Source organism: Sphingomonas jinjuensis, assembly GCF_014197105.1.
Lineage (GTDB): Bacteria > Pseudomonadota > Alphaproteobacteria > Sphingomonadales > Sphingomonadaceae > Sphingomonas > Sphingomonas jinjuensis.
Map to the genome: position 1 here is coordinate 22839 of NZ_JACIEV010000009.1, position 23968 is coordinate 46806.

At 67.4% G+C, this 23968-nt stretch carries 23 protein-coding genes and 1 riboswitch; of the genes, 7 read left to right on the forward strand and 16 right to left on the reverse strand.

The genetic code is table 11. The annotated features are described in order from the left end of the window. Positions 1 to 179: 179 nt before the first annotated feature. From sucD to sdhC, 10 genes are all read right to left on the reverse strand, one after another. On the reverse strand, positions 180 to 1064 hold the full coding sequence (sucD, locus tag GGQ80_RS14455) for a succinate--CoA ligase subunit alpha (protein ID WP_183986093.1): 885 nt from the start codon (positions 1062 to 1064) through the stop codon (positions 180 to 182). 49 nt (positions 1065 to 1113) lie between these two features. Beyond that, positions 1114 to 1410: a GIY-YIG nuclease family protein gene (locus GGQ80_RS14460; RefSeq protein WP_183986095.1), complete on the reverse strand. Its 297-nt coding sequence runs from the start codon at positions 1408 to 1410 to the stop codon at positions 1114 to 1116. Between the two features lie 46 nt (positions 1411 to 1456). Next, positions 1457 to 2419, reverse strand: coding sequence for a malate dehydrogenase (mdh, locus tag GGQ80_RS14465; protein WP_183986097.1), 963 nt, complete (start codon positions 2417 to 2419; stop codon positions 1457 to 1459). A gap of 119 nt (positions 2420 to 2538) precedes the next feature. Next, entirely contained in the window at positions 2539 to 3708 is a 1170-nt protein-coding gene (locus GGQ80_RS14470; RefSeq protein WP_343051065.1) for a glycosyltransferase family 2 protein, read from the reverse strand. Between the two features lie 53 nt (positions 3709 to 3761). Continuing rightward, positions 3762 to 4856, reverse strand: a complete 1095-nt coding sequence (gene zapE, locus GGQ80_RS14475) for a cell division protein ZapE (protein WP_183986099.1) — start codon at positions 4854 to 4856, stop codon at positions 3762 to 3764. Then, complete coding sequence (locus tag GGQ80_RS14480; RefSeq protein ID WP_183986101.1) at positions 4853 to 5317, reverse strand: PaaI family thioesterase; 465 nt, start codon at positions 5315 to 5317, stop codon at positions 4853 to 4855. Before GGQ80_RS14480 ends, zapE begins: the two co-directional genes overlap by 4 nt. A 113-nt stretch (positions 5318 to 5430) precedes the next feature. Further along, positions 5431 to 6216, reverse strand: a complete 786-nt coding sequence (locus GGQ80_RS14485; protein WP_183986103.1) for a succinate dehydrogenase iron-sulfur subunit — start codon at positions 6214 to 6216, stop codon at positions 5431 to 5433. A gap of 1 nt (position 6217) precedes the next feature. Further along, the gene (gene sdhA / locus GGQ80_RS14490) at positions 6218 to 8020 is read right to left on the reverse strand and encodes a succinate dehydrogenase flavoprotein subunit (protein WP_183986105.1); all 1803 of its coding nucleotides are present in this window, start codon (positions 8018 to 8020) and stop codon (positions 6218 to 6220) included. Next, positions 8020 to 8400 (reverse strand): succinate dehydrogenase, hydrophobic membrane anchor protein, encoded by a 381-nt coding sequence (gene sdhD / locus GGQ80_RS14495; protein WP_183986107.1) that lies wholly within the window; start codon positions 8398 to 8400, stop codon positions 8020 to 8022. The genes sdhA and sdhD overlap by 1 nt, the downstream gene beginning before the upstream one ends. Continuing rightward, a complete protein-coding gene (sdhC, locus tag GGQ80_RS14500; protein WP_425506070.1) occupies positions 8400 to 8747 on the reverse strand; it encodes a succinate dehydrogenase, cytochrome b556 subunit in 348 nt (115 codons plus the stop codon). The genes sdhD and sdhC overlap by 1 nt, the downstream gene beginning before the upstream one ends. A gap of 351 nt (positions 8748 to 9098) precedes the next feature. Here sdhC and GGQ80_RS14505 point away from each other — a divergent pair, with 351 nt between their 5' ends. Continuing rightward, on the forward strand, positions 9099 to 10442 hold the full coding sequence (locus tag GGQ80_RS14505; protein WP_183986394.1) for a methyl-accepting chemotaxis protein: 1344 nt from the start codon (positions 9099 to 9101) through the stop codon (positions 10440 to 10442). Between the two features lie 208 nt (positions 10443 to 10650). Here the strand turns inward: GGQ80_RS14505 and GGQ80_RS14510 are convergent, their stop codons facing one another. After that, on the reverse strand, positions 10651 to 11160 hold the full coding sequence (locus GGQ80_RS14510) for a CcdC protein domain-containing protein (RefSeq protein ID WP_183986111.1): 510 nt from the start codon (positions 11158 to 11160) through the stop codon (positions 10651 to 10653). A 71-nt stretch (positions 11161 to 11231) separates the two neighbouring features. On the opposite strand from GGQ80_RS14510, the gene GGQ80_RS14515 reads away from it, so the two are divergent. Continuing rightward, positions 11232 to 12959 (forward strand): DUF885 domain-containing protein, encoded by a 1728-nt coding sequence (locus GGQ80_RS14515; protein ID WP_246347116.1) that lies wholly within the window; start codon positions 11232 to 11234, stop codon positions 12957 to 12959. A 90-nt stretch (positions 12960 to 13049) separates the two neighbouring features. Here GGQ80_RS14515 and gcvPB read toward each other — a convergent pair whose 3' ends face one another. From gcvPB to GGQ80_RS14540, 5 genes are all read right to left on the reverse strand, one after another. Beyond that, positions 13050 to 14624 carry an aminomethyl-transferring glycine dehydrogenase subunit GcvPB gene (gene gcvPB / locus GGQ80_RS14520; RefSeq protein WP_183986115.1) on the reverse strand — a complete coding sequence of 525 codons (1575 nt, stop codon included), beginning with the start codon at positions 14622 to 14624 and terminating at the stop codon, positions 13050 to 13052. Positions 14625 to 14717: 93 nt separating this feature from the next. After that, the gene (gene gcvPA, locus GGQ80_RS14525; RefSeq protein WP_183986117.1) at positions 14718 to 16076 is read right to left on the reverse strand and encodes an aminomethyl-transferring glycine dehydrogenase subunit GcvPA; all 1359 of its coding nucleotides are present in this window, start codon (positions 16074 to 16076) and stop codon (positions 14718 to 14720) included. 146 nt (positions 16077 to 16222) lie between these two features. Beyond that, positions 16223 to 16594 carry a glycine cleavage system protein GcvH gene (gene gcvH / locus GGQ80_RS14530; protein ID WP_183986119.1) on the reverse strand — a complete coding sequence of 124 codons (372 nt, stop codon included), beginning with the start codon at positions 16592 to 16594 and terminating at the stop codon, positions 16223 to 16225. Between the two features lie 11 nt (positions 16595 to 16605). Continuing rightward, positions 16606 to 17799: a glycine cleavage system aminomethyltransferase GcvT gene (gcvT, locus tag GGQ80_RS14535; protein ID WP_183986121.1), complete on the reverse strand. Its 1194-nt coding sequence runs from the start codon at positions 17797 to 17799 to the stop codon at positions 16606 to 16608. A 156-nt stretch (positions 17800 to 17955) separates the two neighbouring features. Next, a riboswitch (glycine riboswitch) is annotated at positions 17956 to 18052 on the reverse strand. A gap of 226 nt (positions 18053 to 18278) precedes the next feature. After that, entirely contained in the window at positions 18279 to 18917 is a 639-nt protein-coding gene (locus GGQ80_RS14540) for a hypothetical protein (protein ID WP_343051066.1), read from the reverse strand. Between the two features lie 119 nt (positions 18918 to 19036). Between GGQ80_RS14540 and ispH the strand changes: the two genes are divergently transcribed. The 5 genes from ispH to GGQ80_RS14565 all read left to right on the forward strand — a co-directional run bounded on the left by ispH (position 19037) and on the right by GGQ80_RS14565 (position 23924). Next, entirely contained in the window at positions 19037 to 19993 is a 957-nt protein-coding gene (gene ispH, locus GGQ80_RS14545) for a 4-hydroxy-3-methylbut-2-enyl diphosphate reductase (protein ID WP_183986123.1), read from the forward strand. Positions 19994 to 20177: 184 nt separating this feature from the next. Beyond that, entirely contained in the window at positions 20178 to 21149 is a 972-nt protein-coding gene (thrB, locus tag GGQ80_RS14550) for a homoserine kinase (RefSeq protein WP_183986125.1), read from the forward strand. Further along, positions 21146 to 21592, forward strand: coding sequence for a ribonuclease HI (gene rnhA, locus GGQ80_RS14555; RefSeq protein WP_183986127.1), 447 nt, complete (start codon positions 21146 to 21148; stop codon positions 21590 to 21592). The genes thrB and rnhA overlap by 4 nt, the downstream gene beginning before the upstream one ends. A gap of 97 nt (positions 21593 to 21689) precedes the next feature. After that, positions 21690 to 23471, forward strand: a complete 1782-nt coding sequence (locus GGQ80_RS14560; RefSeq protein ID WP_221364415.1) for a methyl-accepting chemotaxis protein — start codon at positions 21690 to 21692, stop codon at positions 23469 to 23471. Positions 23472 to 23600: 129 nt separating this feature from the next. Beyond that, the gene (locus GGQ80_RS14565; RefSeq protein WP_183986131.1) at positions 23601 to 23924 is read left to right on the forward strand and encodes a hypothetical protein; all 324 of its coding nucleotides are present in this window, start codon (positions 23601 to 23603) and stop codon (positions 23922 to 23924) included. Positions 23925 to 23968 lie beyond the last annotated feature (44 nt).

Consider the following 23968-nt stretch of genomic DNA (forward strand, 5'->3'; position numbering starts at 1 on the left):
CTTGTGGGAGAGGGTTGCGTAGACTTAGGCCCGCAGGGCCTTAGTCGGAGCTGGGTGAGGGGGTGGCCGTGCACGGCACGGAGCGAGCCTGCGGCTCGCATACCCCTCATCCAACTACGCCTAGGCAGCGAGCTGCCAAGGCTTCGTATCCTTCTCCCACAAGGGGAGAAGATGTGCCATCAACCCTTCAGCACCTCGAGCAGGGTCGAACCCAGCTCCGACGGGCTCGCCGCCACCTTGATGCCGGCGGCTTCCATCGCCGCGATCTTGTCCTCGGCGCCGCCCTGGCCGCCCGACACGATCGCGCCGGCGTGGCCCATACGGCGGCCAGGAGGCGCCGTGCGGCCCGCGATGAAGCCGGCCATCGGCTTCCTGCGACCCTTCTTCGCCTCGTCGCGCAGGAACTGAGCGGCTTCCTCTTCGGCCGAGCCGCCGATCTCGCCGATCATGATGATGCTCTCGGTGGCATCGTCGGCCAGGAACAGCTCGAGCACGTCGATGAAATTGGTGCCGTTGACGGGATCGCCGCCGATGCCGACCGCGGTCGTCTGGCCAAGCCCGGCATTCGACGTCTGGAACACCGCTTCATAGGTCAGCGTACCCGAGCGCGAGACGACACCGACCGAGCCCTTCTTGAAGATGCTGCCCGGCATGATGCCGATCTTGCACTCGCCCGGCGTCAGCACGCCCGGGCAGTTCGGGCCGATCAGCCGCGACTTGCTGCCCGACAGCGCGCGCTTGACGCGAACCATGTCGAGCACCGGAATGCCCTCGGTGATCGCAACGATCAGCGGCACCTCAGCGTCGATCGCCTCGAGAATCGAATCCGCGGCGAAGGGCGGCGGGACATAGATCACGCTGGCATTGGCGCCGGTCTTGCTCACCGCCTCGGCGACGGTGTCGTACACCGGCAGGTCGAGGTGGGTGGTGCCGCCCTTGCCGGGCGTGACGCCGCCGACCATCTGCGTGCCGTACTCCAGCGCCGCCTTGGTGTGGAAGCTGCCGGTCTCGCCGGTCATGCCCTGGGTGATGACCTTGGTATTCCGGTCGACGAGGATGCTCATTTCATCTCCTTGTTCCCCGGCGACGGCCGGGGCCCAGTTGGGAAGACAGTCATGGCAGCGCGATACGATCGTACAGGTCTTCCCAATCCGGGTTCAGCCCTTCGATCTCCCGCAACTTCCAGGCCCGCTTCCACTCCTTCATCTGCAGCTCGCGCTGCCGCGCTGACTTGATGCTGCCATGTGCCTCGTACCAGACCAGGGACTTGCAGCCGTATTTCTTCGTAAACCCGCCAACGACGCCGTTCCGATGCTCCCAGACGCGCTTCGCCAGATTGCTGGTCACGCCCAGATAGATCGTCCCATTCCGTCCGCTCGCCATGATGTAGACATAGCCGGACGTCATCATCGCGAACGCGCTTCCTTCTGGACCCCGGCCTTCGCCGGGGTGGTCATCACTTCAACGTTTCGTCGATCCCCTTGCACGCCACCAGCAGCTCCTTCACCGCGTCCACCGACACCTGAAGGTTCGCCTTGGCCTCGTCCGACAGCTTGACCTCGACGATCTTCTCGACGCCGCCCGCACCGATCACCACCGGCACGCCGACATAAAGGTCATCGACGCCATATTCGCCCTGCAGATACGCGGCGCACGGCAGCACGCGCTTCTGGTCGTACAGATACGCCTCGGCCATTGCGATGCCGCTGGTGGCGGGCGCATAATAGGCCGAGCCGGTCTTCAGCAGCGCGACGATCTCGCCACCGCCGCCGCGGGTGCGCTTCACAATCTCGTCGACCTTCTCCTTGGTGGAAAAGCCCATCTCGATCAGGTCGCTGACCGGGATGCCGCTGACGGTCGAATATTCGAGCACCGGCACCATCGTGTCGCCATGTCCGCCGAGGACGAAGGTGTTGACGTCCTTCACCGACACCTTGAACTCGTCGGCCAGGAAATGGCTGAAGCGCGCCGAATCGAGCACGCCCGCCATGCCGACGACCTTGTTGTGCGGCAGGCCGGAGAATTCGCGCAGCGCCCACACCATCGCGTCGAGCGGGTTGGTGATGCAGATGACGAAGGCGTCGGGCGCGTTGTCGCGGATGCCCTCGCCGACTGCCTTCATCACCTTCAGGTTGATGCCGAGCAAGTCGTCGCGGCTCATGCCCGGCTTGCGCGCAACACCGGCGGTGACGATAATCACGTCGGCGCCGGCGATGTCCTTATAGTCGTTCGACCCGGTGATGGTGGCGTCGAAGCCTTCGACCGGGCCGCACTGGGACAGATCGAGCGCCTTGCCCTGCGGCACGCCCTCGGCGACGTCGAACAGGACGACGTCGCCCAGCCCCTTGAGTGCGGCGAGATGCGCGAGCGTGCCACCGATATTACCGGCGCCGATCAGCGCGATCTTCTTGCGAGCCATCCAATCCTCCTAAGGGTCTGATGGGTTCAGCCGCATAGGCGGGTTCGACCGATGGCACAACCTCCAATCGTCACGAAAACCGGGCCTTAACGATAATGGTTCGCATCAGCGATAAGACGTTAACGCTTTATCCGACGACGCCGACGCCACGTGAAGACTGCCGACATCGCGTAATTCCACACCGTCGTCACCGCGACGCCGGCCAGTGCCGACAGCACCCAGTATGACTGGTGGACGAACAGCCAGCGGGCAACGCCGACATTGGCCAGCGCGCCGATGACGCATACGATGTTGAAGCTGATCCATCCGGTCAACAGGTCGAAGCCCTTCAGCCGCTGGTCGCGATAGGTGAGCACGTTGTTGAGGAAGAAGTTGCTCGACGTCGCCACCAGCGTCGCCACCACCTGGCTCTTCGAAAAGCTGGTGCCGAACGCCTTGTAGAGCGTCGTCAGCACCGCGAAGTGAACCGCGACGCCGACCATGCCAACCATCGCAAAGCTGACGAAGCGGACGGGCACCAGATGCCCGATCATCTTGTCGATCAGCAGCTGCAGGTAATCCCACAGTACCAGCGCATCGAGCTTGCTCTCGCCATGCTGGCGCAGGCGGAAGGTATAGGGCACCTCGGCCACGCGCAGCGGCTTCGGCGAACTGGCGGCGATGTCGAGCAGGATCTTGAAGCCCACGCTCGACAGCCCCGGCAGCGCCGCCAGGAAGGCGTCGCGACGCAGCATGAAAAAGCCGCTCATCGGGTCGCTGATCGGCGTCCGCGTCAGCCGCGTCGCCAGGCGGGTCGCCAGCCGGCTCATCGCCGCGCGCCCCTTGCTCCAGTCGCCGATGCCGCCGCCCTCGACATAGCGACTGCCGACGACGAGATCGACGTCGCCCTGCCCGATCCGCGCGAACATTGCCGCCAGGATGCGCTCGTCATGCTGCATGTCGGCGTCCATCACCGCCACCACGGGCGCCGTCGTGGCCTGAATCCCCTCGACGCAGGCCGACGAGAGGCCGCGGCGGCCGTAACGGTGCAGCAGTCGCACGCGCGGATCGCGGCGGGCGACCTCACGAACGTGCGCCGCGGTGCCGTCGGGCGAATTGTCGTCGACGATCACGACTTCCCATCGGACGCCCTCGAGCGCGCGGTCGATCGCGGCGACGAGGATATCGATGTTGGCGACCTCGTTGAACGCCGGCACGACGATCGCAAGGTCCGCCGGCAGCATCGCTGGCGCCTGCGGCGGCGCCACGGCCAGCGCATCGGCGAGAAAACGGCCCGACATATCGTTCATGGACTCAACCATGGCGCAACCATGGTTGACGCGGCGTAAACGATTGCCCGGCTTCACGCATCGACGCCATGCCCCTGCGCCAGGTAATCGTCCGACCGCATTTCCTCCAACCGGCTGACGGTCCGCTGAAATTCGAAGCGTCCGTCCCCCTTCGGATACAGCATGTCCGGCTCCGCATCGGCGGCGGCGAGCAGCTTCACCTTATACTCGTACAGCGCATCGATCAGCGACACGAACCGCGCCGCCTCGTTGCGCTGCGCCGGGCCGAGCACGGGAATGCCGACCAGGATGACGGTGTGATAACGGCGCGCGATCGCCAGATAGTCGGCACTCCCCCGCGCCTCGCCGCACAATCGCTTGAAGCTGAACACCGCGACGCCCTTGAAGGCGCGCGGCACGTGGAGCGTGCGTCCCTGCACGACCAGATCCTCGCTCGGCACATGCTCGCGATCTTCGGGTGGATGGTCGGTCAGGCGATAAAAGGCGGCGGACAACGCCATGGTCGCTTCCGGCCCGTTCGGCACCAGCCACGTGTCCTGCTGACCCAGCCGATCGCGGCGATAATCGACCGGGCCGTTGAGCGCCAGAACGTCCATCTCCTCTTCGATCAGCGCGATGAAGGGCAGGAAATGCTCGCGATTGAGCCCGTTCTTGTACAGGTCGCGCGGCGGCCGGTTCGACGTCGCGACGATGGTCACGCCCGCCGCCATCAGCGCGGTGAACAGCCGCGACAGGATCATCGCATCGGGACTGTTCGTCACCATCATCTCGTCGAAGGCAAGCAGCCGCAGTTCGCTCGCGATCGTCGCCGCCACCGCGCTGACGGGATCGCCCGCCTCGCGCCGGCGCTCCTCGGCCAGCCGGGCATGCACTTCGAGCATGAATTCGGCGAAATGCACCCGCCGCTTCGCCGCGATCGAAACCTGCGCGAAGAACAGATCCATCAGCATCGACTTGCCCCGGCCGACATCACCCCACAGATAGACGCCGCGCGCCGGGACGATCTTGCGCCGCAACAGCCCGCTCCGCCGCGGCTGCTGCAGCTCACGCGCCAGCACGCCCAGCCGTACCGCCGCCGCCGCCTGCTCGGCATCGGGGCGAAGCTCGCCCGCGGCGATCAGCGCGTCATAGGCGGCGACGACGGTCATGACCGAAGCGACGGCGGCGGGGTCGACTTGCGCAGCGTGCCCGTGAAGCTCGCAATGACCGGCGTATCGTCCTGGACGATCAGCCCGCGCAGGAACAGCATCCGGCTTGTCTCGCGCAGCAATTCGATCCGCGCCTCCAGCGGCTCGCCGATCCGCCCCCCGCCGATGAACTGCGCCGACAGGTCGAGCGTCACCGCCCCGCCCGCCGACAGAACACCGAGCCCGCGCGCCGCCGCGAACAGCGCCACATCCATGAAGCCGAGCAGCGCGCCGCCATGCACGTTCTCGCGCATGTTCGAATGCTGATGCTCGGGCAGCATCCGCACCCGCGCAGCACCGTCCTCGATACGGACGTGGAGCGGGCCGAGGAACGCGTTGAAGCGCGTGTCGTCACGCAACTGCCAACGCTTCCACCCGGGCAGCGCGGGATCATCGTCGTAGGTGAACAGGCTATCCGCCATTGATACCCCCGTTCGTCCTGAGCCTGTCGAAGGACGTGCCACTGGCGAGACGCCCGGAACACGTGCTTCGACAGGCTCAGCACGAACGGAAATTTTCGGTCACCTCTACCGGATCAAACGATCCGCTCGGCTTCCATCTTCTTGATCTCCGCGATCGCCTTGGCAGGCGACAGCCCCTTGGGGCAGGCGTTCGCGCAGTTCATGATCGTGTGGCAGCGATACAGGCGAAACGGATCCTCCAGCTCGTCGAGCCGGTCGCCGGTCATCTCGTCGCGGCTGTCGGCCAGCCAGCGATAGGCCTGAAGCAGGATCGCCGGGCCCAGGAACTTGTCCGAATTCCACCAATAGCTGGGGCACGAGGTCGAGCAGCAGGCGCACAGGATGCACTCGTACAGCCCGTCGAGCTTCTCACGATCCGCCGGCGACTGGAGCCGCTCCTTGCCCGAGGGCGGGGGCGTGACCGTCTGCAGCCACGGCTTGATCGACGAATATTGCGCGTAGAAATGGGTGAAGTCGGGGACCAGGTCCTTGATGACCTCCATGTGCGGCAGCGGCGTGATCCGCACGGTGCCCTTCACATCCTCGATCGCGGTGGTGCAGGCGAGGCCGTTCTTGCCGTCGATATTCATCGAGCACGATCCACAGATGCCCTCGCGGCACGAGCGGCGGAAGGTGAGCGACGAGTCCTGCTCGCCCTTCATCTTGATCAGCGCGTCGAGCACCATCGGCCCGCAATTGTCGAGATCGACCTCGAACGTGTCGTAGCGCGGGTTCTCACCCTTGTCGGGGTCGTAGCGATAGACCTCGAACTTCTTGACGCGCTTCGCATCGGCGGGGGCGGCGTGCTTCATGCCCTTGCCGCTGATCTTGCTGTTCTTGGGCAGAGTGAATTCGGCCATGTCAGTAGACCCGCTTCTTGGGCTTGATGTACTCGACCTCGTCGGTCAGCGTGTAGTCGTGGACCGGGCGGTAATCGATCGCGGTCTTGCCGCCCTCGCCGCCCCAGCCTTCGAACGTCGCGATGGTGTGTTTCATCCAGTTCGCGTCGTCGCGGTCGGGATAATCCTCGTTGACGTGGGCGCCGCGCGATTCCTTGCGGTTCGCCGCCGAGTCCATCGTCACCATCGCCTGCGCGACGAGGTTGTCGAGCTCCAGCGTCTCGACGAGGTCGGTGTTCCAGATCATCGAGCGATCCTTGATCCCGACATCGGCCATCCGCTTGTAGATGCCGGTGATCCGCTCCTGCCCTTCGGTCAGCAGCGCATTGTCGCGGAACACCGCGCAATGCTTCTGCATCGTCCGCTGCATGTCGAGCCGGATCTCGGCGGTCGGCGCGGCGCCGTCGGCGTGGCGGAACCGGTCGAGCCGGGTCAGCGCCGCCTCGTCCGCAGCGGTCGATGCCGCCGCATGTGGGGCATCCTTGCGCTGAATGTCTGCGATCCGCTTGCCGGTCGCGCGGCCGAACACGACGAGGTCGATCAGGCTGTTCGAGCCGAGGCGGTTGGCGCCATGGACGCTGACGCATGCCGCCTCGCCGACCGCGAACAGGCCCGGCACCACCGCATCGGGGTTGCCGTCGACCAGGTTCACGACCTCGCCGTGGAAGTTCGTCGGAATGCCGCCCATGTTATAGTGGACGGTCGGCGTCACCGGCAGCGGCTGGCGCGTCAGGTCGACGCCCGCGAAGATCTTGCCCGTTTCGGTAATGCCCGGCAGCCGCTCGTGGAGCACCTTGGGATCGATGTGGTCGAGGTGGAGGAAGATGTGGTCCTTATGCGGCCCCACCCCGCGACCCTCGCGCATTTCCATCGCCATCGAGCGCGACACGACGTCGCGCGATGCCAGGTCCTTCGCCGACGGGGCATAGCGCTCCATGAAGCGCTCGCCCTCGGAATTGGTCAGGTAACCGCCCTCGCCGCGCGCACCCTCGGTGATGAGCACGCCGGCACCATAGATGCCGGTCGGGTGGAACTGGACGAACTCCATGTCCTGGAGCGGCAGGCCGGCACGCAGCACCATGCCGCCGCCGTCGCCGGTGCAGGTGTGCGCCGACGTCGCCGAATAATAGCAACGGCCATAGCCGCCCGTCGCCAGCACCGTGTTGTGGCTGCGGAACCGGTGGATGCTGCCATCCTCCATGCACAGCGCGATCACGCCGCGGCACTCGCCGTCGACCATGATCAGGTCGAGCGCGAAATATTCGATGTAGAAGTCTGCGTCGTAGCGCAGCGACTGCTGGTACAGCGTGTGGAGCATCGCGTGCCCCGTGCGGTCCGCTGCGGCGCAGGTACGCTGCGCGGGCGGGCCTTCGCCCATGTTCTGCATCATGCCGCCAAACGGACGCTGATAGATGCGCCCCTCGTCGGTCCGGCTGAACGGCATGCCGGCATGTTCCAGCTCGTAGACCGCGGCCGGCGCCTCGCGCACCATATACTCGATCGCGTCCTGATCGCCGAGCCAGTCCGACCCCTTGACGGTGTCGTACATATGCCAAGTCCAGTGGTCCGGCCCCATGTTGCCGAGGCTGGCGGCGATGCCGCCCTGCGCCGCGACGGTATGGCTGCGGGTCGGAAACACCTTGGTGATGCAGGCGGTCTTCAGCCCCGACTGGGCGCATTCCATGACGGCGCGCAGGCCCGACCCGCCGGCGCCGACGACCACCGCGTCATAGACATGGTCGACGATCTGATAGGCAGCAGGCATCAGGCAGCTCCGAGCGCGACCTTCACGATCGCGAAGAGGGCGGTAGCGCCGAGCGCCACCACGAAGAAGTTGAGAAGCAGCAGCGCGGCGACCCGCTGCTCACCGTGCAGATAGTCCTCGATCAGCACCTGGAGCCCCAGGCGGAAATGATAGAAGACCGAAACGACGAGCAGCGCCATCGGCACCGCCGCCCAGCCCGACGACAGCCAGCTGCGCACGCCGGCATAGTCGTAACCCGGCAGCCGCGCGACCGACACCATCAGCCACAGCATCAGGAACAGGTTCGCTCCGGCGGTGACGCGTTGCAGCCACCAGTGATGCGCGCCTTCCTTGGCGCTGCCCAGGCCGCGGACGCGACCGAGTTCGGTGCCGGAACCCATTACTTCACCCCGATGATGTAGAACCAGAACAACGCCGTCAGCAGCGCGCCGCCGGCCATCGCCAGTCGCGCCGACAGGCGATTGCCCTTCAGCTCGTAGTTGGCGCCCGTATCCAGCACCAGGTGCCGGATCCCCGAACACATGTGCTGGAACAGGGCCCAGGTCAGGCCGATGCCGAACACCCAGCCGACGACGTTCAATCGTCCGTCGCTCAGCGTGAACACGTCGAGGAACGTCGCATAGGCCTCGCCACCCGCGGCGATCGCCGCCAGCCACCACACCAGCAGGAGGCTGCCCAGCGTGGCCATGCCGTCGCCGGTCGCACGATGCAGGATCGACACCAGCATGTGCGGCCCCCAGCGATAGATGCCGAGATGGGGGCTGATCGGACGGGAAGGCGTTCGGGATGCCAAGGCAAGGGTCCTCGAGATTGACAGACGTCGAAAGACGGATGCGACGACCTATTAGGCCGACTGTGCTGCGATGCAAGCAACCACGTGCGGCCAAGATGGGGGCTCGCGGGCGCCGTGAACAGGGCCGTGACGGATCAAATTTTCCAACGGTCTTCGCACGTTGGCGCCAGGGCGGCGCGGCCCGCCGGACGCCCGCTCTAACGGCCTCTTAACCTTTTTCCCGCTATTCAGCACGCCAGCGTACCACATGATGCCAGCGGAGCTTCTGCCTTGACCGTCAACGACTTGCCTGTCCCCGGATCGATTGCCGCCGGCATCGACATCGGCGTCCGCGTCGCCTCGTTCGATGTCGACGGTACGTTGCAGGCGACCGCGCGCGAACTGTGGACGCTGATCGAGAGCGATGCGCACGAGATCGTCGAGGCCTATTGGGACCAGTGGCAGCGCGAAAATCCGGGCGAGCGTCACTGGATCAAGCACGAGCGCGAGAAGCGCATGGAACTGGGCATCGCCTATCTGCGCGCGCGCTTCTGCCATGTCAGTGGGCGCGACTGGATCGAATCGATGGAACGCTCCGTCGCTGCCGGTTACATCGCCGGAATCAAGACGATGGCGATGCTGTCGATGACCTGCGCCAGCGACCGCGTGGCGCTGGAACTGCTGCTCCGCAAGCTTCCCGCCGGCGACACGCGCCTCGCCAGCTTCACCGACGCGCTGATGCGACTGTTCGGCATGGAATGCGAGATCACCGTCGAGATCTACAACGGCTTTCTCGCCCATACCGCGCGGCTCGAGCGCGAGCGGCTGGCGGGCGAGTTCCGCGCCAACATCGGCACGTCGCTGGCCTCGGTATCGGAAGAGAGCGGCACGCTGAAGCGCCAGGGCGACAAGACCTCGCTGCTGACCCGCGGCATGCTGGGCAAGACATCCGAGGTCGCCGCCGCCGCCGAACAGTCGGCGGTCGCGATGCGCGAGGCCGCACAGACGGCCGCCGGCCTGATCCGCGCCATCGAGGACGCGCGCAGCGAGGTGGAGGCCGCCGCCGACATCGCCACCCGCGCCTCGTCGCAGGCGGGCCGTGCGGTCGGCATGTCGGAGGCGCTGTCGGATCACGCCCAGTCGATCGAATCGATCCTCGGCCTGATCCGCGACATCGCCGGCCAGACCAACCTCTTGGCGCTCAACGCCACGATCGAGGCGGCGCGCGCCGGTGACGCCGGCCGCGGCTTCGCGGTGGTCGCGCAGGAGGTGAAGAGCCTCGCCAACCAGACCGCGCGCGCGACCGACGACATCGCCGCCAAGATCGCCGCGATCCAGTCGGCGACCCGCGACACCGTCCATACCAACGCCTCGATCAAGGCAACGGTCGCCGAGGTTCAGGAAAGCGCCGACCGGATCCGCTATGCCATGGAGGCGCAGGCCGAAACCGTGACCGCGATCACCGCCGCGGTCGACGAAACCGCGCTCGCCGCCGATTCGATGTCGTCGACCATCGCCGCGATCCGTCAGGATACCGAGACGGTCGCGTCCGAGATCGAGGGCGTCGGTCGCGGCTTCGACCGGCTGGAGGAGCGGCTGGCGTCGCTCAAGGGCAGCGCCGGCGACTTCGTCGGCAAGGTCGCGGCGTAAGCGCTCCGGTTCCGTAGCAGCCAGACAGCGGCCCACTGGCCCCGTTCGCCCTGAGGAGAGAGGCTCAGCGAAGTCGAAGCCTCGTCTCGAAGCCTGTCCTGAGCGCCTGCCTTGGCAGGCAGTCGAAGGGGGTGGGTCACGCCACCTGTGCTTCGAGACGGCGCTTCGCTCCGCTCAGCGCCTCCTCAGCTCGAACGGCAAGTCTAAATCACGCCGTGATCCTGCTCGCCAGCATCCGCCGACCGCGCAGATACATCTCCAGACGCTGGGCGGCGAACAGCCCCAGGGCCAGCGCCATCAGCATATCGGTGACCGCCATCGCGTTGAGGTGAAGCATGTTCTCGTCGGTCAGCGCCGCACGGGCGCCGCTGCGGAACGCGACGAGGACCAGGATGAACAGCACCGCGGCGGGCGACGACGTCTGGTTGAGCGTATGCGTCGCGGGATCGAGCGTGATCCGCATCAGCTTGCCGCGCTGCCACCCCAGCGCCGCGCCGAGCCCCAACGCCACCGTGCAGAATGCCCAGCCCCAGCCCTGCGGCGGAAACTGGCTGAACATCACCACGACGACGACCGCATAGATCGCGGGAAACACCCACAATCGCTCCAGCTTGAGCGGGCGAACGCGGCTCATCCGCTTCCAGCGGATCGCCATCACCACGGCGATGACGATCGCGGTGATGGCATAGGTGATGAGCGGATTCGCCTGATGCTGCATATGGGGCCTCTTTTGCCGCGATGATGGCGTGCGGCTTGCCCGAAGACAATCGATCCGGCACCCTCCCCGTCATGATCGCCGCCCTGCTCCTCGCCGCCGCCACGCCCACTTCCGCCGACGCCGCCTTCGCCGCCGTATGGAAGCCCGAATGGCAAGCCCGCGTTGCCGAGAACATCGCCGACGACGGCGCCGAAAATGCCGACGCGGTCAGCGACCACCTGCCCGACGTCTCCGCCGCCGCCCATGCCCGCCGTGCCGCCCGTTGGCAGGCCGCGATCGCGAAGCTCGACGCGATCGACCAGCGCCGGTTGTCGCCCGAGACGCGGGTCGACTTCCAGGTCTATCGCGCCCAGCTCACCGGCTTCCTTGAGGACGAGCGGTTCCGCGAATGGGAAAAGCCGGTCAACGGCGACAGCGCCTTCTGGTCCGACGTCCAATATGCGCCGCGCCAGCAGTTCAGGAACGGCGAGCGCGACTATCGCCGCTACCTGACCTGGCTCGGCGACATTCCGCGCTATTTCGCCCAGCAGCAGGCGAACCTGTCGCTCGGCCTCGCTCGCGGCTTCACCCCGCCGGCGATCGTCATGCAGGGTCGCGACAAGCCGGTGGCGCAGGTGGCCGAGGCGACCGATCCGACCAAGACCGTCTTCTACGAGCCCTTCACGAAGATGCCGCCGACGATCGCGCCCGCCACCCGCGCTGCGCTGCAGGCGGAGGCGAAGCGGATCATCGCCGCGCAGGTCATCCCGGCCAACAGGACGCTGCTCGCCTATCTGCGCACGACCTATCTTCCCGGCCTCCGCCAGCAGCTCGACGCCGCCAGCTATCCCGATGGCCTCGCTTATTATCGCAGTCGCATCCGCCTCTACACGACGACGGACATGACGCCCGATGCGATCCACCAGCTCGGCCTGTCGGAAGTCGCACGGATCAAGGGCGAGATGGAGGCAGTGCGCCGCGAGGTTAAGTTCGCCGGCGATCTTCCCGCCTTTCTGACGTTCCTGCGCACGGATCCGCAATTCTACCCCAAGACCGCTGACCAGCTGCTAAAGGAAGCGGCATGGGAGGCCAAACGCTTCGACGGCATGGCCGCGCTGTGGTTCGGGCGCCTGCCCCGCCGCCGCTTCGCGATCGTCCCCGTCCCCGCCGACATCGCGCCCTTCTACACCGCGGGGCGCGGCGGGCCGGGGACCTATCTGGTCAACACCTACGACCTGCCGTCACGCCCGCTGTTCCAGCTGCCGGCGCTGACGCTCCACGAAAGCGCGCCGGGACATGCGTTCCAGATGCCGCTCGCCGCCGAGAACACGGGGCTGCTGCCGTTCCGGCGCAACAGCTACATCTCTGCCTATGGCGAAGGCTGGGCGTTGTATTGCGAGCGGCTCGGCGACGAGATGGGCTTCTATCAGACGCCCTACGAGCGGTTCGGCATGCTCAGCTACCAGATGTGGCGGGCGGCGCGGCTGGTGGTCGACACCGGCGTCCATACCAAGGGCTGGTCGCGCGAGCAGGCGCAGGCGTTCCTGCGCGACAATACCGCGCTGTCGAACCAGGAGGTCACGACCGAGGTCGATCGCTACATCGGCTGGCCCGGGCAGGCGCTGAGCTATTATCTCGGCGAACTGGCGATCCAGCGCGCCCGCGCCAAGGCGGAGAAGGCGCTCGGTGCGAAGTTCGACATCCGCGCCTTCCACGACACGGTGCTCAGCCTGGGATCGGTGCCGCTGCCGGTGATGGAGGCGCGGGTCGACCGTTTCATCGCCGAGGGTGGGAAGAGCCCGTATCCGGAGGGGTCTTAACCACAATCTCCGTTCGTGCTGAGCGAAGTCGAAGCACAGGCCCTTGGCCAGGGTGCTTCGACTTCACTCAGCACGACCAGTCGGGGTCTATTATTCCGCCGCTTCGGCCACCGGCGCGGGCTCCTTCCACACCAGCACCGGCTTGCGCGCTGCGAGCGTCTCGTCGAGGCGGCTGCGGGGCGCGAAGTGCGGCGCCGTCTTCAGGCTGGCGTCGCCCGCCTTGGCCCGCTCCGCCACCGAGCGCAGCGCGCCGATGAACTGGTCGAGGCCAGCCTTCGATTCGGTCTCGGTCGGCTCGACCAGCATCGCGCCGTGGACGACCAGCGGGAAGTACATGGTCATCGGGTGGAAGCCCTCGTCGATCAGCGCCTTGGCGATGTCGATCGTCGAGAAGCCGGCGGCGAGGCCGGCGTCGCTGAAGATCGCCTCGTGCATGCATGGTCCGCTGCCCGCGAACGGCGCGTCGAGCGTGTCCGCCAGGCTGCGCAGGATGTAGTTGGCGTTGAGCACCGCATCCTCGGCGACCTGCTTCAGCCCGTCGGCGCCGTGGCTGAGGATGTAGGTCAACGCACGGGTGAACATCCCCATCTGGCCGTGGAACGCGGTCATCCGGCCGAAGCTGTCGGGATGGCGATCGTCCACGCTCTCTTCCTCGACCAGCGTGATGTGGCCGTCGGCATAGCGCTCGGTAAACGGCAGCGGCCCGAATGGAGACAGCGCCTCCGACAGCACCACCGGCCCCGAACCCGGCCCGCCGCCGCCGTGCGGGGTCGAGAAGGTCTTGTGGAGGTTGATGTGCATGGCATCGACGCCGAGGTCGCCGGGACGCACCTTGCCGACGATCGCGTTGAAGTTCGCGCCGTCGCAATAGACATAGCCGCCCGCGGCATGGACCGCATCGCTGATGCGCTTCAGGTCACGCTCGAACAGCCCGCAGGTGTTCGGGTTGGTGATCATCACCGCCGCGACGTCCGGCCCCAGCCGCGCCTCGAGCGCCTCGGTGTCGACCCGGCCCTCGGCCGTCGCCGGAATGTCCTCGACGGTGAAGCCGGCGAAGGCTGCCGTCGCCGGATTGGTGCCGTGGGCGCTTTCGGGCACCAGCACGACCTTGCGATGCCCCTCGCCGCGCTTCTCCAGCGCCGCCTTGATGCACAGGATGCCGCACAGCTCGCCATGTGCGCCGGCCTTGGGGCTCATCGCGACGCCATGCATGCCGGTCAGCTTGATCAGCCACACCGCCAGCTCGTTGATGACGCCGAGCGCGCCCTGCACCGTGTCGACCGGCTGGAGCGGGTGGATGTCGGCGAAGCCGGGCAGCCGCGCCATCCGTTCGTTGAGGCGCGGATTGTGCTTCATGGTGCACGAGCCGAGCGGGAACAGGCCCAGGTCGATTGCATAGTTCTGGCGCGACAGCCGGGTGTAGTGGCGCACCGTCTCCGGCTCCGACAGGCCGGGCAGGCCGATCGGGCTTTTCCGCGTCAGGTTGCCGAGCCGCGACCCGGCGACGTCGCCGGGGGCGAAATCGACGCCGGTGGTGTGCTCGTCACCGATCTCGAAGATCAGCGCCTCTTCCAGCATCAGTGCCTTGTTGCCGGTATGGGTCGCCGCCACGCCCTCGCCCTGTTGGGGTGCGCTCGGACGCCAGCCGCTCTGGTTCAGTGCCATGTTACTTCTCCTCCCCGGCGAAGGCCGGGGCCCGGTTGCGGGCCGTTCGTTGCTCGACCCCGGCCTTCGCCGAGTCGGTGGTGATGACATTGCTCACGCCAGTGCCGCCTCCAGCGCCGTCGCCAGCGCCTCGACGTCGTCGTCGCTCGATGTCTCGGTCACCGCGACGATCAGGCCGTTCGCCAGCGCGTCCGCGCCCGGATAGAGGCGGCCGAGCGAAACGCCCGCCAGCACGCCCTGATCGGCGAGCGCGCGAACGATCGGGCGCGCCTCACGGCCCAGATCGAGCGTGAACTCGTTGAAGAAGCTGTCGTTGACCAGCGTCACGCCCGGCACCTTCGCCAGCCGGTCGGCGGCACGGCACGCGGCGGCGTGATTGATCCCCGCCAGCCGACGCAGCCCCGCCTCGCCAAGCAGCGTCATGTGGATCGAGAAGGCGAGCGCACACAGCCCGGAGTTGGTGCAGATGTTGCTCGTCGCCTTCTCGCGGCGGATATGCTGCTCGCGGGTCGACAGCGTCAGCACAAAGCCGCGGCGGCCATCGGCATCCTTGGTCTCGCCGCACAGCCGTCCCGGCATCTGGCGGACATACTTGTCCTTGCAGCCGAACAGACCGACGTAAGGCCCGCCGAACTGAAGCCCGACGCCGATCGACTGGCCCTCGCCGACGACGATATCGGCGTCCATCTCGCCCGGCGAGACGATCGCGCCCATCGCGACCGGCTCGGTCACCACGGCGATCAGCAGCGCCTTCTTCGCATGCGCCGCATCGGCGAGCGGACGCAGGTCGGCGATGCGACCGAGGATGTCGGGATATTGGACGACGACGCACGACGTATCGTCGTCGATCGCCGCGATCAGCGCGTCGAGATCGGTGTCGGCGCTCAGCGTCGGCAGCGCGGTTTCCAGCTGGTCGCCGGTGTACTTCGCCATCGTCTTGGCGACCGACACGTAATGCGGGTGGAGCCCGCCCGACAGGATCGCCTTGCCGCGCTTGGTGATTCGGCGCGCCATGCCGATCGCTTCCCAACAGGCGGTCGAGCCGTCGTACATCGAGGCATTGGCGACATCGGTGCCGAGCATGCGCGCGACCTGCGTCTGGAATTCGAACAGCATCTGCAGCGTGCCCTGCGCGATTTCCGGCTGATAGGGCGTGTAGGCGGTCAGGAACTCGCCGCGCTGGATCAGATGGTCGACCGACGCGGGGACATGGTGGCGATAAGCGCCGGCGCCGAGGAAGAAGGGTACCTCCCCCGCGACGGTGTTCTGCCGCGCGAGCCGGGTCATGTGGCGCTCGACCGCCATCTCGCTGGCGTGGAGCGGCAGGCCGTGGATCGGGCCGTCGAGCCGAGCCTCCTCGGGCACGTCGACGAACAGCGCGTCGATGTGGGGGGCGTCGATGGTCGCCAGCATGTCGGTGCGGTCATGGCCGGTCAGGGGCAGGTAGCGCATTTGTCGTCCTTCTCCCCTCCCTGCAAGGGAGGGGTCGGGGGTGGGTCGGGCGTCCTGGTGGCATGGTCAGCATCGTGCGGAACGGCAGTCGTCGCGCGAGCACTCACCCACCCCCAGCCCCTCCCGCAAGCGGGAGGGGAGCAAGGTCACAGCTTCGCGACGAAGGCCTCGTACGCGGTCTCGTCCATCAGGTCTTCGAGGTCGCCGGTGTCGGCGAGCGTCAGCTTGAAGAACCAGCCCTCGCCCTCGGGGTCGGAATTCACCAGCGCGGGCTCGTCCTCCAGCGCGGCATTGCCTTCGACGACGGTGCCCGCGACCGGGCAATAGACGTCCGACGCGGCCTTGACCGATTCGACCGTCGCGGCCTCGTCGCCCTTGGCGAAGCGGCGGCCGGCGGCGGGGACGTCGACGAACACGATGTCGCCGAGCTGCTGCTGCGCATAATCGGAAATGCCGACGGTGCCGACGTCGCCATCGACGTCGATCCACTCATGATCCTCGGTGAAGTAACGGGGCATGAAAAAACTCCTCAGCGGACGTATCGGTGGGGAACGAAGGGCATGGCCGCGACAGTGGCGCGGTGCAGCTTGCCGCGCTGGGCCAGCGTCACGACCGTGCCGGGAACGGCGAGCGCGGCGGGGACATAGGCCATTGCGATCGGCGCACCGATCGTCGGCGCGAAGCCGCCCGAGGTGACGCGGCCGATCTCGACACGATCGTCGCCGACCACCAAGGCGCCCTCGCGCACCGGCTGGCGACCCTCGACCATCAGGCCGACACGCTTGGTGGCGGGGCCGTTCTCACGTTCCGACACGATGCGCTCGGCGCCGACGAAGTCCTTCGCCTCGCGCCGCCTCTTGGCCAGCGCGAAGCCAAGGTCCGCCATCACCGGCGTCGTGTCGGGATCGAGATCGTGGCCGTAGAGCGGCAGTCCCGCCTCCAGACGCAGCGAATCGCGCGCGCCGAGGCCGATCGGCTTGACCTCGGGCTGCTCGGTCAGCGCATCGGCGAAGGCCGCGGCGACATCGCCGGGGATGGAGATTTCGAACCCGTCCTCACCGGTATAGCCCGACCGGCTGATCCACAGCGGCGTGCCGTTCCACTCGAACGCGCCCGCCGTCATGAACACCAGGCGATCGACGCCCGGCACCAGCCGCGCGAGCGCGGTCACCGCCTCTGGCCCCTGCAGCGCGAGCAGCGCCTGCTCGTCGAGCAGGCTCATCGTGATCGCGTCGGGCAGCACGTCGAGGAGGTAACCGATGTCGTCGTATTTGGTCGCACCGTTGACGACCATGTAGATCGCCGGGGCCTCGCCCTCGCCGTCATGGAACGGGCCGGTGGCAGGCAGGCGCGTGACCATCAGGTCGTCGACGATGCCGCCATCGTCGTTGAGGAGCAGCGAATAGCGCATGCGGCCTTCGCCGAGACCCTTGATATCGCCGGGCAACACCGCCTCGAGCGACTGGTCGACCCCGGCGCCGGTGAACAGCAGCTGGCCCATATGGCTGACGTCGAACAGCCCGGCATGCTCGCGGGTCCACAGATGCTCGGCCATGATGCCGTCGTACTGGACGGGCATTTCATAGCCGGCAAAGGGCACCATGCGACCGCCGCGGGCGCGGTGCCAGGCATCGAGCGGCAGCAGCTGGATCGGCGCGTCCTCGCCGCCATCGGGATCGCCCGACAGTTCGACATCACGCGCTTCGGTCATCGTCTCGCTCATCGGCCGTCTCCACAGGGGGTCGCAGCGGCGAAGGCGCCGCCTTGATCCAAACCCCCTCTGTCACGGAACCTGAGAGCTTTCCCCCGCGGCCTTGCCCGCGCGGTTACCCCTTCGGTGGGCGACGGCTGAAAGCCGGGCCGCTTTCCAGAGTGTCGTCGGCGCCGCGCGGTCCTGGCTGCCTGAGAGATTCCGGGGTGGTTGCTCCTTCGGCGCTTCGGGCTCAGCGGCTCGAAGTCTCTCCCGCGCGTGCCCATGAGAGTCGCCTCGCATCGACGGGACACGCAGTGGCGGCACGTGGGTCCCAAGTCAACGCCTGAAGGCGTGCTGGCTTCCGATCCTCCCCCGCCAGGGGGAGGTGGCAGCGCGTCAGCGCTGACGGAGGGGGCGGAAGCACGGCGCTAACGAGAGCCCCCAGCTCACCTCCCCCTCCGTCAGCTTCGCTGCCACCTCCCCCCTCGCGGGGGAGGCTTGAACGTGCCTCACCGCGTGGCGTTGTACTTCAGCTGGGCGTCGGTCACCTGAAAGCCGACCAGCGCCTCGAACGTGGCGCGGAGCACCGCCTGGCGGATTTCGGGCCGGCTGAGCGGATCGACCGCGGCGTCTTCCTCACCCGCCTTGCGCTTGCGGGTCAGCTGCTGGCGGACCGCGTCGGGGATCGTCGCGGCGCTGCGGGCGACCTGAGTCTCGGCGGTGCCGCTGGCGGTGGCGCGTGCCTGGCCGGCGTCGAAGTGGAGGTTCACGGTCGCAATCCGCTTCGCCACCACCGCGCCGCCGCCACGGACGATGGTGATGAAATAGGGCAGCTGGACGTCGCGGGCGCCATCGGTGCGGGTGCGCAGGCCGTGGACGTCGAACGTCACCGATGTCACGATCTGATCGCCGGCATCGTTGCAGGTCGAGCGCACGTTGGTCATCGCCGCGGTGACGTCGATCGCGCTCGCATCGGTGCTGGTGGCGGGATCGAACAGCGTCACGTCGCCGGTGTTGGCGGGGACGGCGACGGTCGGGCAGGCGCTGCGCACCGCGGTGATGCCGCCGGTCGCGTCGATCTCTCCCTTGCCGGCGCATCCGCCGAGGACGAGCGAGAGAACGGCGAGAGCGGGGATCGTGGCTTTCACGGGAACGCGTACCTTTGCCTTCGGGCCGGCGACGCCAGATGGGGCGGGCCGGCGAATGGATCGGGCAGGTCATAGGAACCGGCTTCACCCCGTGCAAGCAATCGCGTACACGGCGCGCCATGACACCCAGCGACAAGCCGGCTCTCGAGCTGCTCATCGCGGCGCCGCGCGGCTTTTGCGCCGGCGTCGACCGCGCCATCCGCATCGTCGAGCTGGCGATCGAGAAGCACGGCGCCCCCGTCTATGTCCGGCACGAGATCGTCCATAACAAGTTCGTCGTCGACTCGCTGAAGGCGCAGGGCGCGGTGTTCGTCGAGGAATTGGACGAGGTGCCCGACGGCGCCCCGGTGGTGTTCAGCGCGCACGGCGTGCCCAAGTCGGTGCCCGCCGACGCCGAGCAGCGCGGGCTCGACTATCTCGACGCCACCTGCCCGCTGGTCAGCAAGGTCCATCGCCAGGCCGAGCGGCTGGTGGCGGCGGGGCGCCATATCCTGTTCATCGGCCACGCCGGCCATCCCGAGGTGATCGGCACGCTCGGCCAGGTGCCCGAAGGATCGATGACGCTGATCGAGACGGTCGAGGACGTCGACGCGCTCGTGCCGGCAGACCCGGCGAACCTCGCCTTCCTGACCCAGACGACGCTGTCGGTCGACGACACCGCCGCGATCATCGACGCACTGCTTCGCCGCTTTCCCATGGCCCAGGCGCCGCGCGGCGAGGACATCTGCTACGCGACGTCGAACCGCCAGGCGGCGGTGAAGGTGATCGCGCGGCAGTGCGATGCAGTGCTGGTGATCGGCGCGCCCAATTCGTCGAATTCGGTCCGCCTGGTCGAGGTGGCGGAGCGCGAGGGAACGCGCGCGATGCTGATCCGGCGCGCCGCCGACCTCGACTGGCAATTCCTGGACGGCGTCCGCACGCTCGGCCTCACCGCAGGCGCCTCGGCGCCCGAACTGTTGGTGCGGGAGCTGGTCGACCTGCTCGCCACGCGCTTCGACATCACCGAGCGCGAGGAGGAGACGACGCGCGAATCGATCTCGTTCAAGCTGCCCCGCGGGCTCGAGGCGGCGGCCTGATTCGAATACGCCGTCATCCCGGCGAGCCGGGATCCATCGTTCGGCACGCGGCTCAGCAAGATCGCTAGACGGTCGCTCGCGGCAGCATGGATCCCGGCTCGAGACCGGGATGACGGAGTTGGCTTGCGATTTCCCGGCCGCGCACGCTACCGCCGCCCTGTCTTCAATAACCAGGGAACGCGCCGTGGCGGTCTATACCCATGTCTCGGCCGAGGCGCTGACGACGTTTCTCGCGCGCTACGACGCCGGCACGCTGGTGTCGGCGAAGGGCATCGCCGAGGGGGTGGAGAACAGCAACTATCTGGTCGATACCACGACCGCGCGCTACATCCTGACGCTGTACGAAAAGCGCGTGGCGGAGGGCGACCTGCCCTTCTTCATGGACCTGCTCGACCATCTCGCCGCGCACGGCCTGCCGGTGCCGCCCGCGATCAAGGACCGGCAGGGCGCGACGATCCAGCAGCTGGAGGAGCGGCCTGCCTGCCTGATCCGCTTCCTGTCCGGGGTGTCGCTGTCGAACCCGACGCCGACGCAGGCGCGCGCTGCCGGCGAGGCGCTGGCCGCGCTTCACGCCGCGGTCGCCGATTTCGAACCGCAACGGCTCAACAGCATGGGCGTCGACACCTGGCGACCTCTGTACGAGCGATGCGGCGAGAGCCTGGACCGGATCGCCGTCGGCTTCCATGCCGACCTCGGCCGCGCCCTGGATGCGGTGGTGGCGCGCTGGCCGGGGGCGGGCGACATCGACCGCTGCGTGATCCACGCCGACCTGTTTCCCGACAACGTGCTGATGCTGGGCGACACGATCACCGGACTGATCGACTTCTATTTCGCCTGCACCGACTTCCGCCTCTACGACCTGGCGATCATGCACGCCGCGTGGTCGTTCGACGCGAGCAGCGAGGATCATGATGCGGCGGTGGGCGACGCGCTGATCGCGGGCTATCAGTCGCGCTTCCCCTTCACCGACGCCGACCGCCGCCATTTCGACGACCTCGCGGCGGGCGCCTGCATCCGCTTCACCCTGTCGCGGGCATGGGACTGGATCAACACGCCGGCCGACGCGATGGTGACGCGCAAGGACCCCCTCGCCTTCTGGCGGCGGTTGAGGGTTTACGATCCCGACCTCGCGTCGCTACTGCCGACGCTGTCATGACAGGAATGCTGGTCGAAATCGCCACCGACGGTGCGTGCAAGGGCAACCCGGGGCCGGGCGGCTGGGGCGCGCTGATCCGCTATGGCGAGCACGAGAAGGAACTGGCGGGGGGCGAGCCGGTCACCACCAACAACCGCATGGAACTGACCGCCGCGATCGAGGCGCTGAAGGTGCTGACGCGGCCGTGTACGATCAAGCTGTCGACCGACAGCAAATATGTGATGGACGGGCTGACCCGCTGGATCCACGGCTGGCGCAAGAACGGCTGGCGCACCGCCGACAAGAAGCCGGTCAAGAACGCCGAGCTGTGGCAGGAACTGTTCGTCCTGTCGCAGCGCCACCAGATCGAATGGATCTGGGTCAAGGGCCATGCCGGCCATCCCGACAACGAGCGCGTCGACAAATTGGCGAGCGATGCAGCGGTCGCGGCGGGGAAGGGCTGAGATCGGCGGCGCTGCGCGCGTCGTTCGTAAGACCCTGTGTCACATGCCGTTAAACTCTGGCGGCTAGCGTTCCGCCATGGTTTCCGCTCCGTTCACCATGGCATCGCGCAGCATCACGATGCGGCTGATGACACCCGTCGTCCTCATGCTGCTGCTGGCGGTTTTCATGGAGATCGTCAGCATCTCGACCCGCGAGCGGATCGTTTCCGCCTATGACGCGATCGAGCGCAGCCGGACGCTGCAGCTCGATCTGATGGAACTTCGATCGCTGAGCCGTTCGCTCCAGCGGGATGCACTCAATCTGGCGATTGAGCCCGAGGCGTCGGAGCGCCGGATCATCCGCGACAAATTCGTCCATCGGTTGAGCGACATGCGCGCCCGGCTCGCAGCGCTGGAGCGCTCGCCCGGCTTCGATCGAGGTGCCGACGACCGCCGTTACCTGGCCGGCCAGCACAAGGTGGTCGAACGCCTCGCCGCGGTCGTCGCCGCCAGCGAGCGCGGTAATCGGCAGCGCGCGCTGGCCATGTTCCGTGCCGATGTCCGCCCCGTTGAGCGCGCCGCATCGACCGCGGCCGATACCCTCATCGCAGGTCAGGAACGCGCGGTAGACGCCTTGCGGGCGGAGGCCGACTCGATCGAACGCCGCGAACTGGCAGTTGGCATCGGCGCCGCGCTGCTGCTGCTGGCGTCGAGCATCGCCGCCACCCAAATGATCATCCGGCGCTCGGTGGTGTCGCCGCTGCTCGATATCGAGGAGGCGATGACGCGGCTGGCGGCAGGCGATGCCGCCGGTATCACGCCGCATGCCGGTCGAGAGGACGAGATCGGCGCGATGGCGCGCGCGATCGAGGTGTTTCGCACCGCCGCGATCGAGCGCCAGGCGCTGGAGACGGAACGCAGCGCGATGATCGCCAGGCAGATGCGCGCGCAGCTCGACGAGGAGCGCCGGCTGCGGCAGCAGGACGAGGCGGAAGCCGCCCGCAGCCGCCAGCTGGGCGATTCCGCCGCCGCGCTCGAGGCACGCGCAGGCGTTGCGGTCGACCGACTGCGGGTGTCGTCACGCAACCTGCTTGACGCCGCCGCCGCGATGAAGACGCGGGCGATCGCTGCGCGGACCAACCTGGTCGACGTGGGCGACGCGGTATCGCGCGCGGCGACCGGGGCGACCGACATCGCCGCCGCCACCGACCAGTTCATGACCGTGCTCGGCACCGCGGGCGACCGCACCCGATCCTGCGCCGACCTGAGCGCAGCCGCCGCCGGGCAGACCGCCGAGCTGGCCGAACGGATGCGCCGCGTCCAGGACGACGCGGCGCGCGTCGGCACCGTCATCGACATCATCGGCGGGATCGCCAAGCAGACGAGCATGCTCGCGCTCAACGCCGGGATCGAGGCGGCGCGGGCCGGCCCCGCCGGGCACAGCTTCGCGGTGGTGGCGCAGGAGGTGAAGGCGCTCGCCGCGCAGACCGCCCGCTCGACCGGCGAGATCGCGGATCAGATCGGCGCGATGCAGCGTGCCTCGGTCCAGGCCGGCCACAGCCTCGACGAAATGGGCGCGACGATTGCCGCGGTCGCCCGCTATGCGCAGGACCTGGCAGACGCGATCAGCGAACAGGCGACGCAGGGCCGGATCATCAGCCACAACGTCTCCAGCGCCGCCAACGACCTCGACCTGATCGCCACCCGGATCGACAGCGTCGCGGTGATCGCCGCCGACAACGGCCACCAGGCTGAGGCGCTCGACGACGATGCCAAGGCGATCGACGCCGATGCGGGGACGATCGATGGCGCCCTCACCGCCTTCTTTGCCGGCCTTCACGCCACCCGCGGCGACGCGCGCCCATCGGGCCCAACTTATGTTGAGCGATCCGTAGGTTGATAGATACCAACCTAGCCGCTGACGCAGGAACCCTGCCCCATTCGCCTTCGTCTTCCAGATGATTGGAGCGGTATCGAAACGACCCCGAACAACCGGGGGGGCTGCCGCTTCATCGGAGGGAGAATTTTCATGGCATATGCTAACGATGAACGTGTGGTCGTCGAACGCCGCAGCAACACGGGCCGCATCCTGGCCGCGATCGTCGGCGTCATTCTGCTGATCGTGCTGATCCTGTTCGCGACCGGCTTCTGGTCGGCGAAGGTCGAGAAGACGGGCGCGCTGCCCGACGTCGACATCAGCGCCAAGGGCGGCGAGCTGCCCAAGGTGGATCTCGATTCCAAGAAGGTCGTGGTCGGTGCCAAGGACACGTCGATCGAGGTGCCCAAGGTCACGACCGAGAAGGAAAAGGTCGCGGTTCCGGTCGTCGGCGTCACCGACGGCAAGAAGGACTGATCTTCGCTACACCCGCGTTCGGCGTATCGGAACGCGGGTACCGG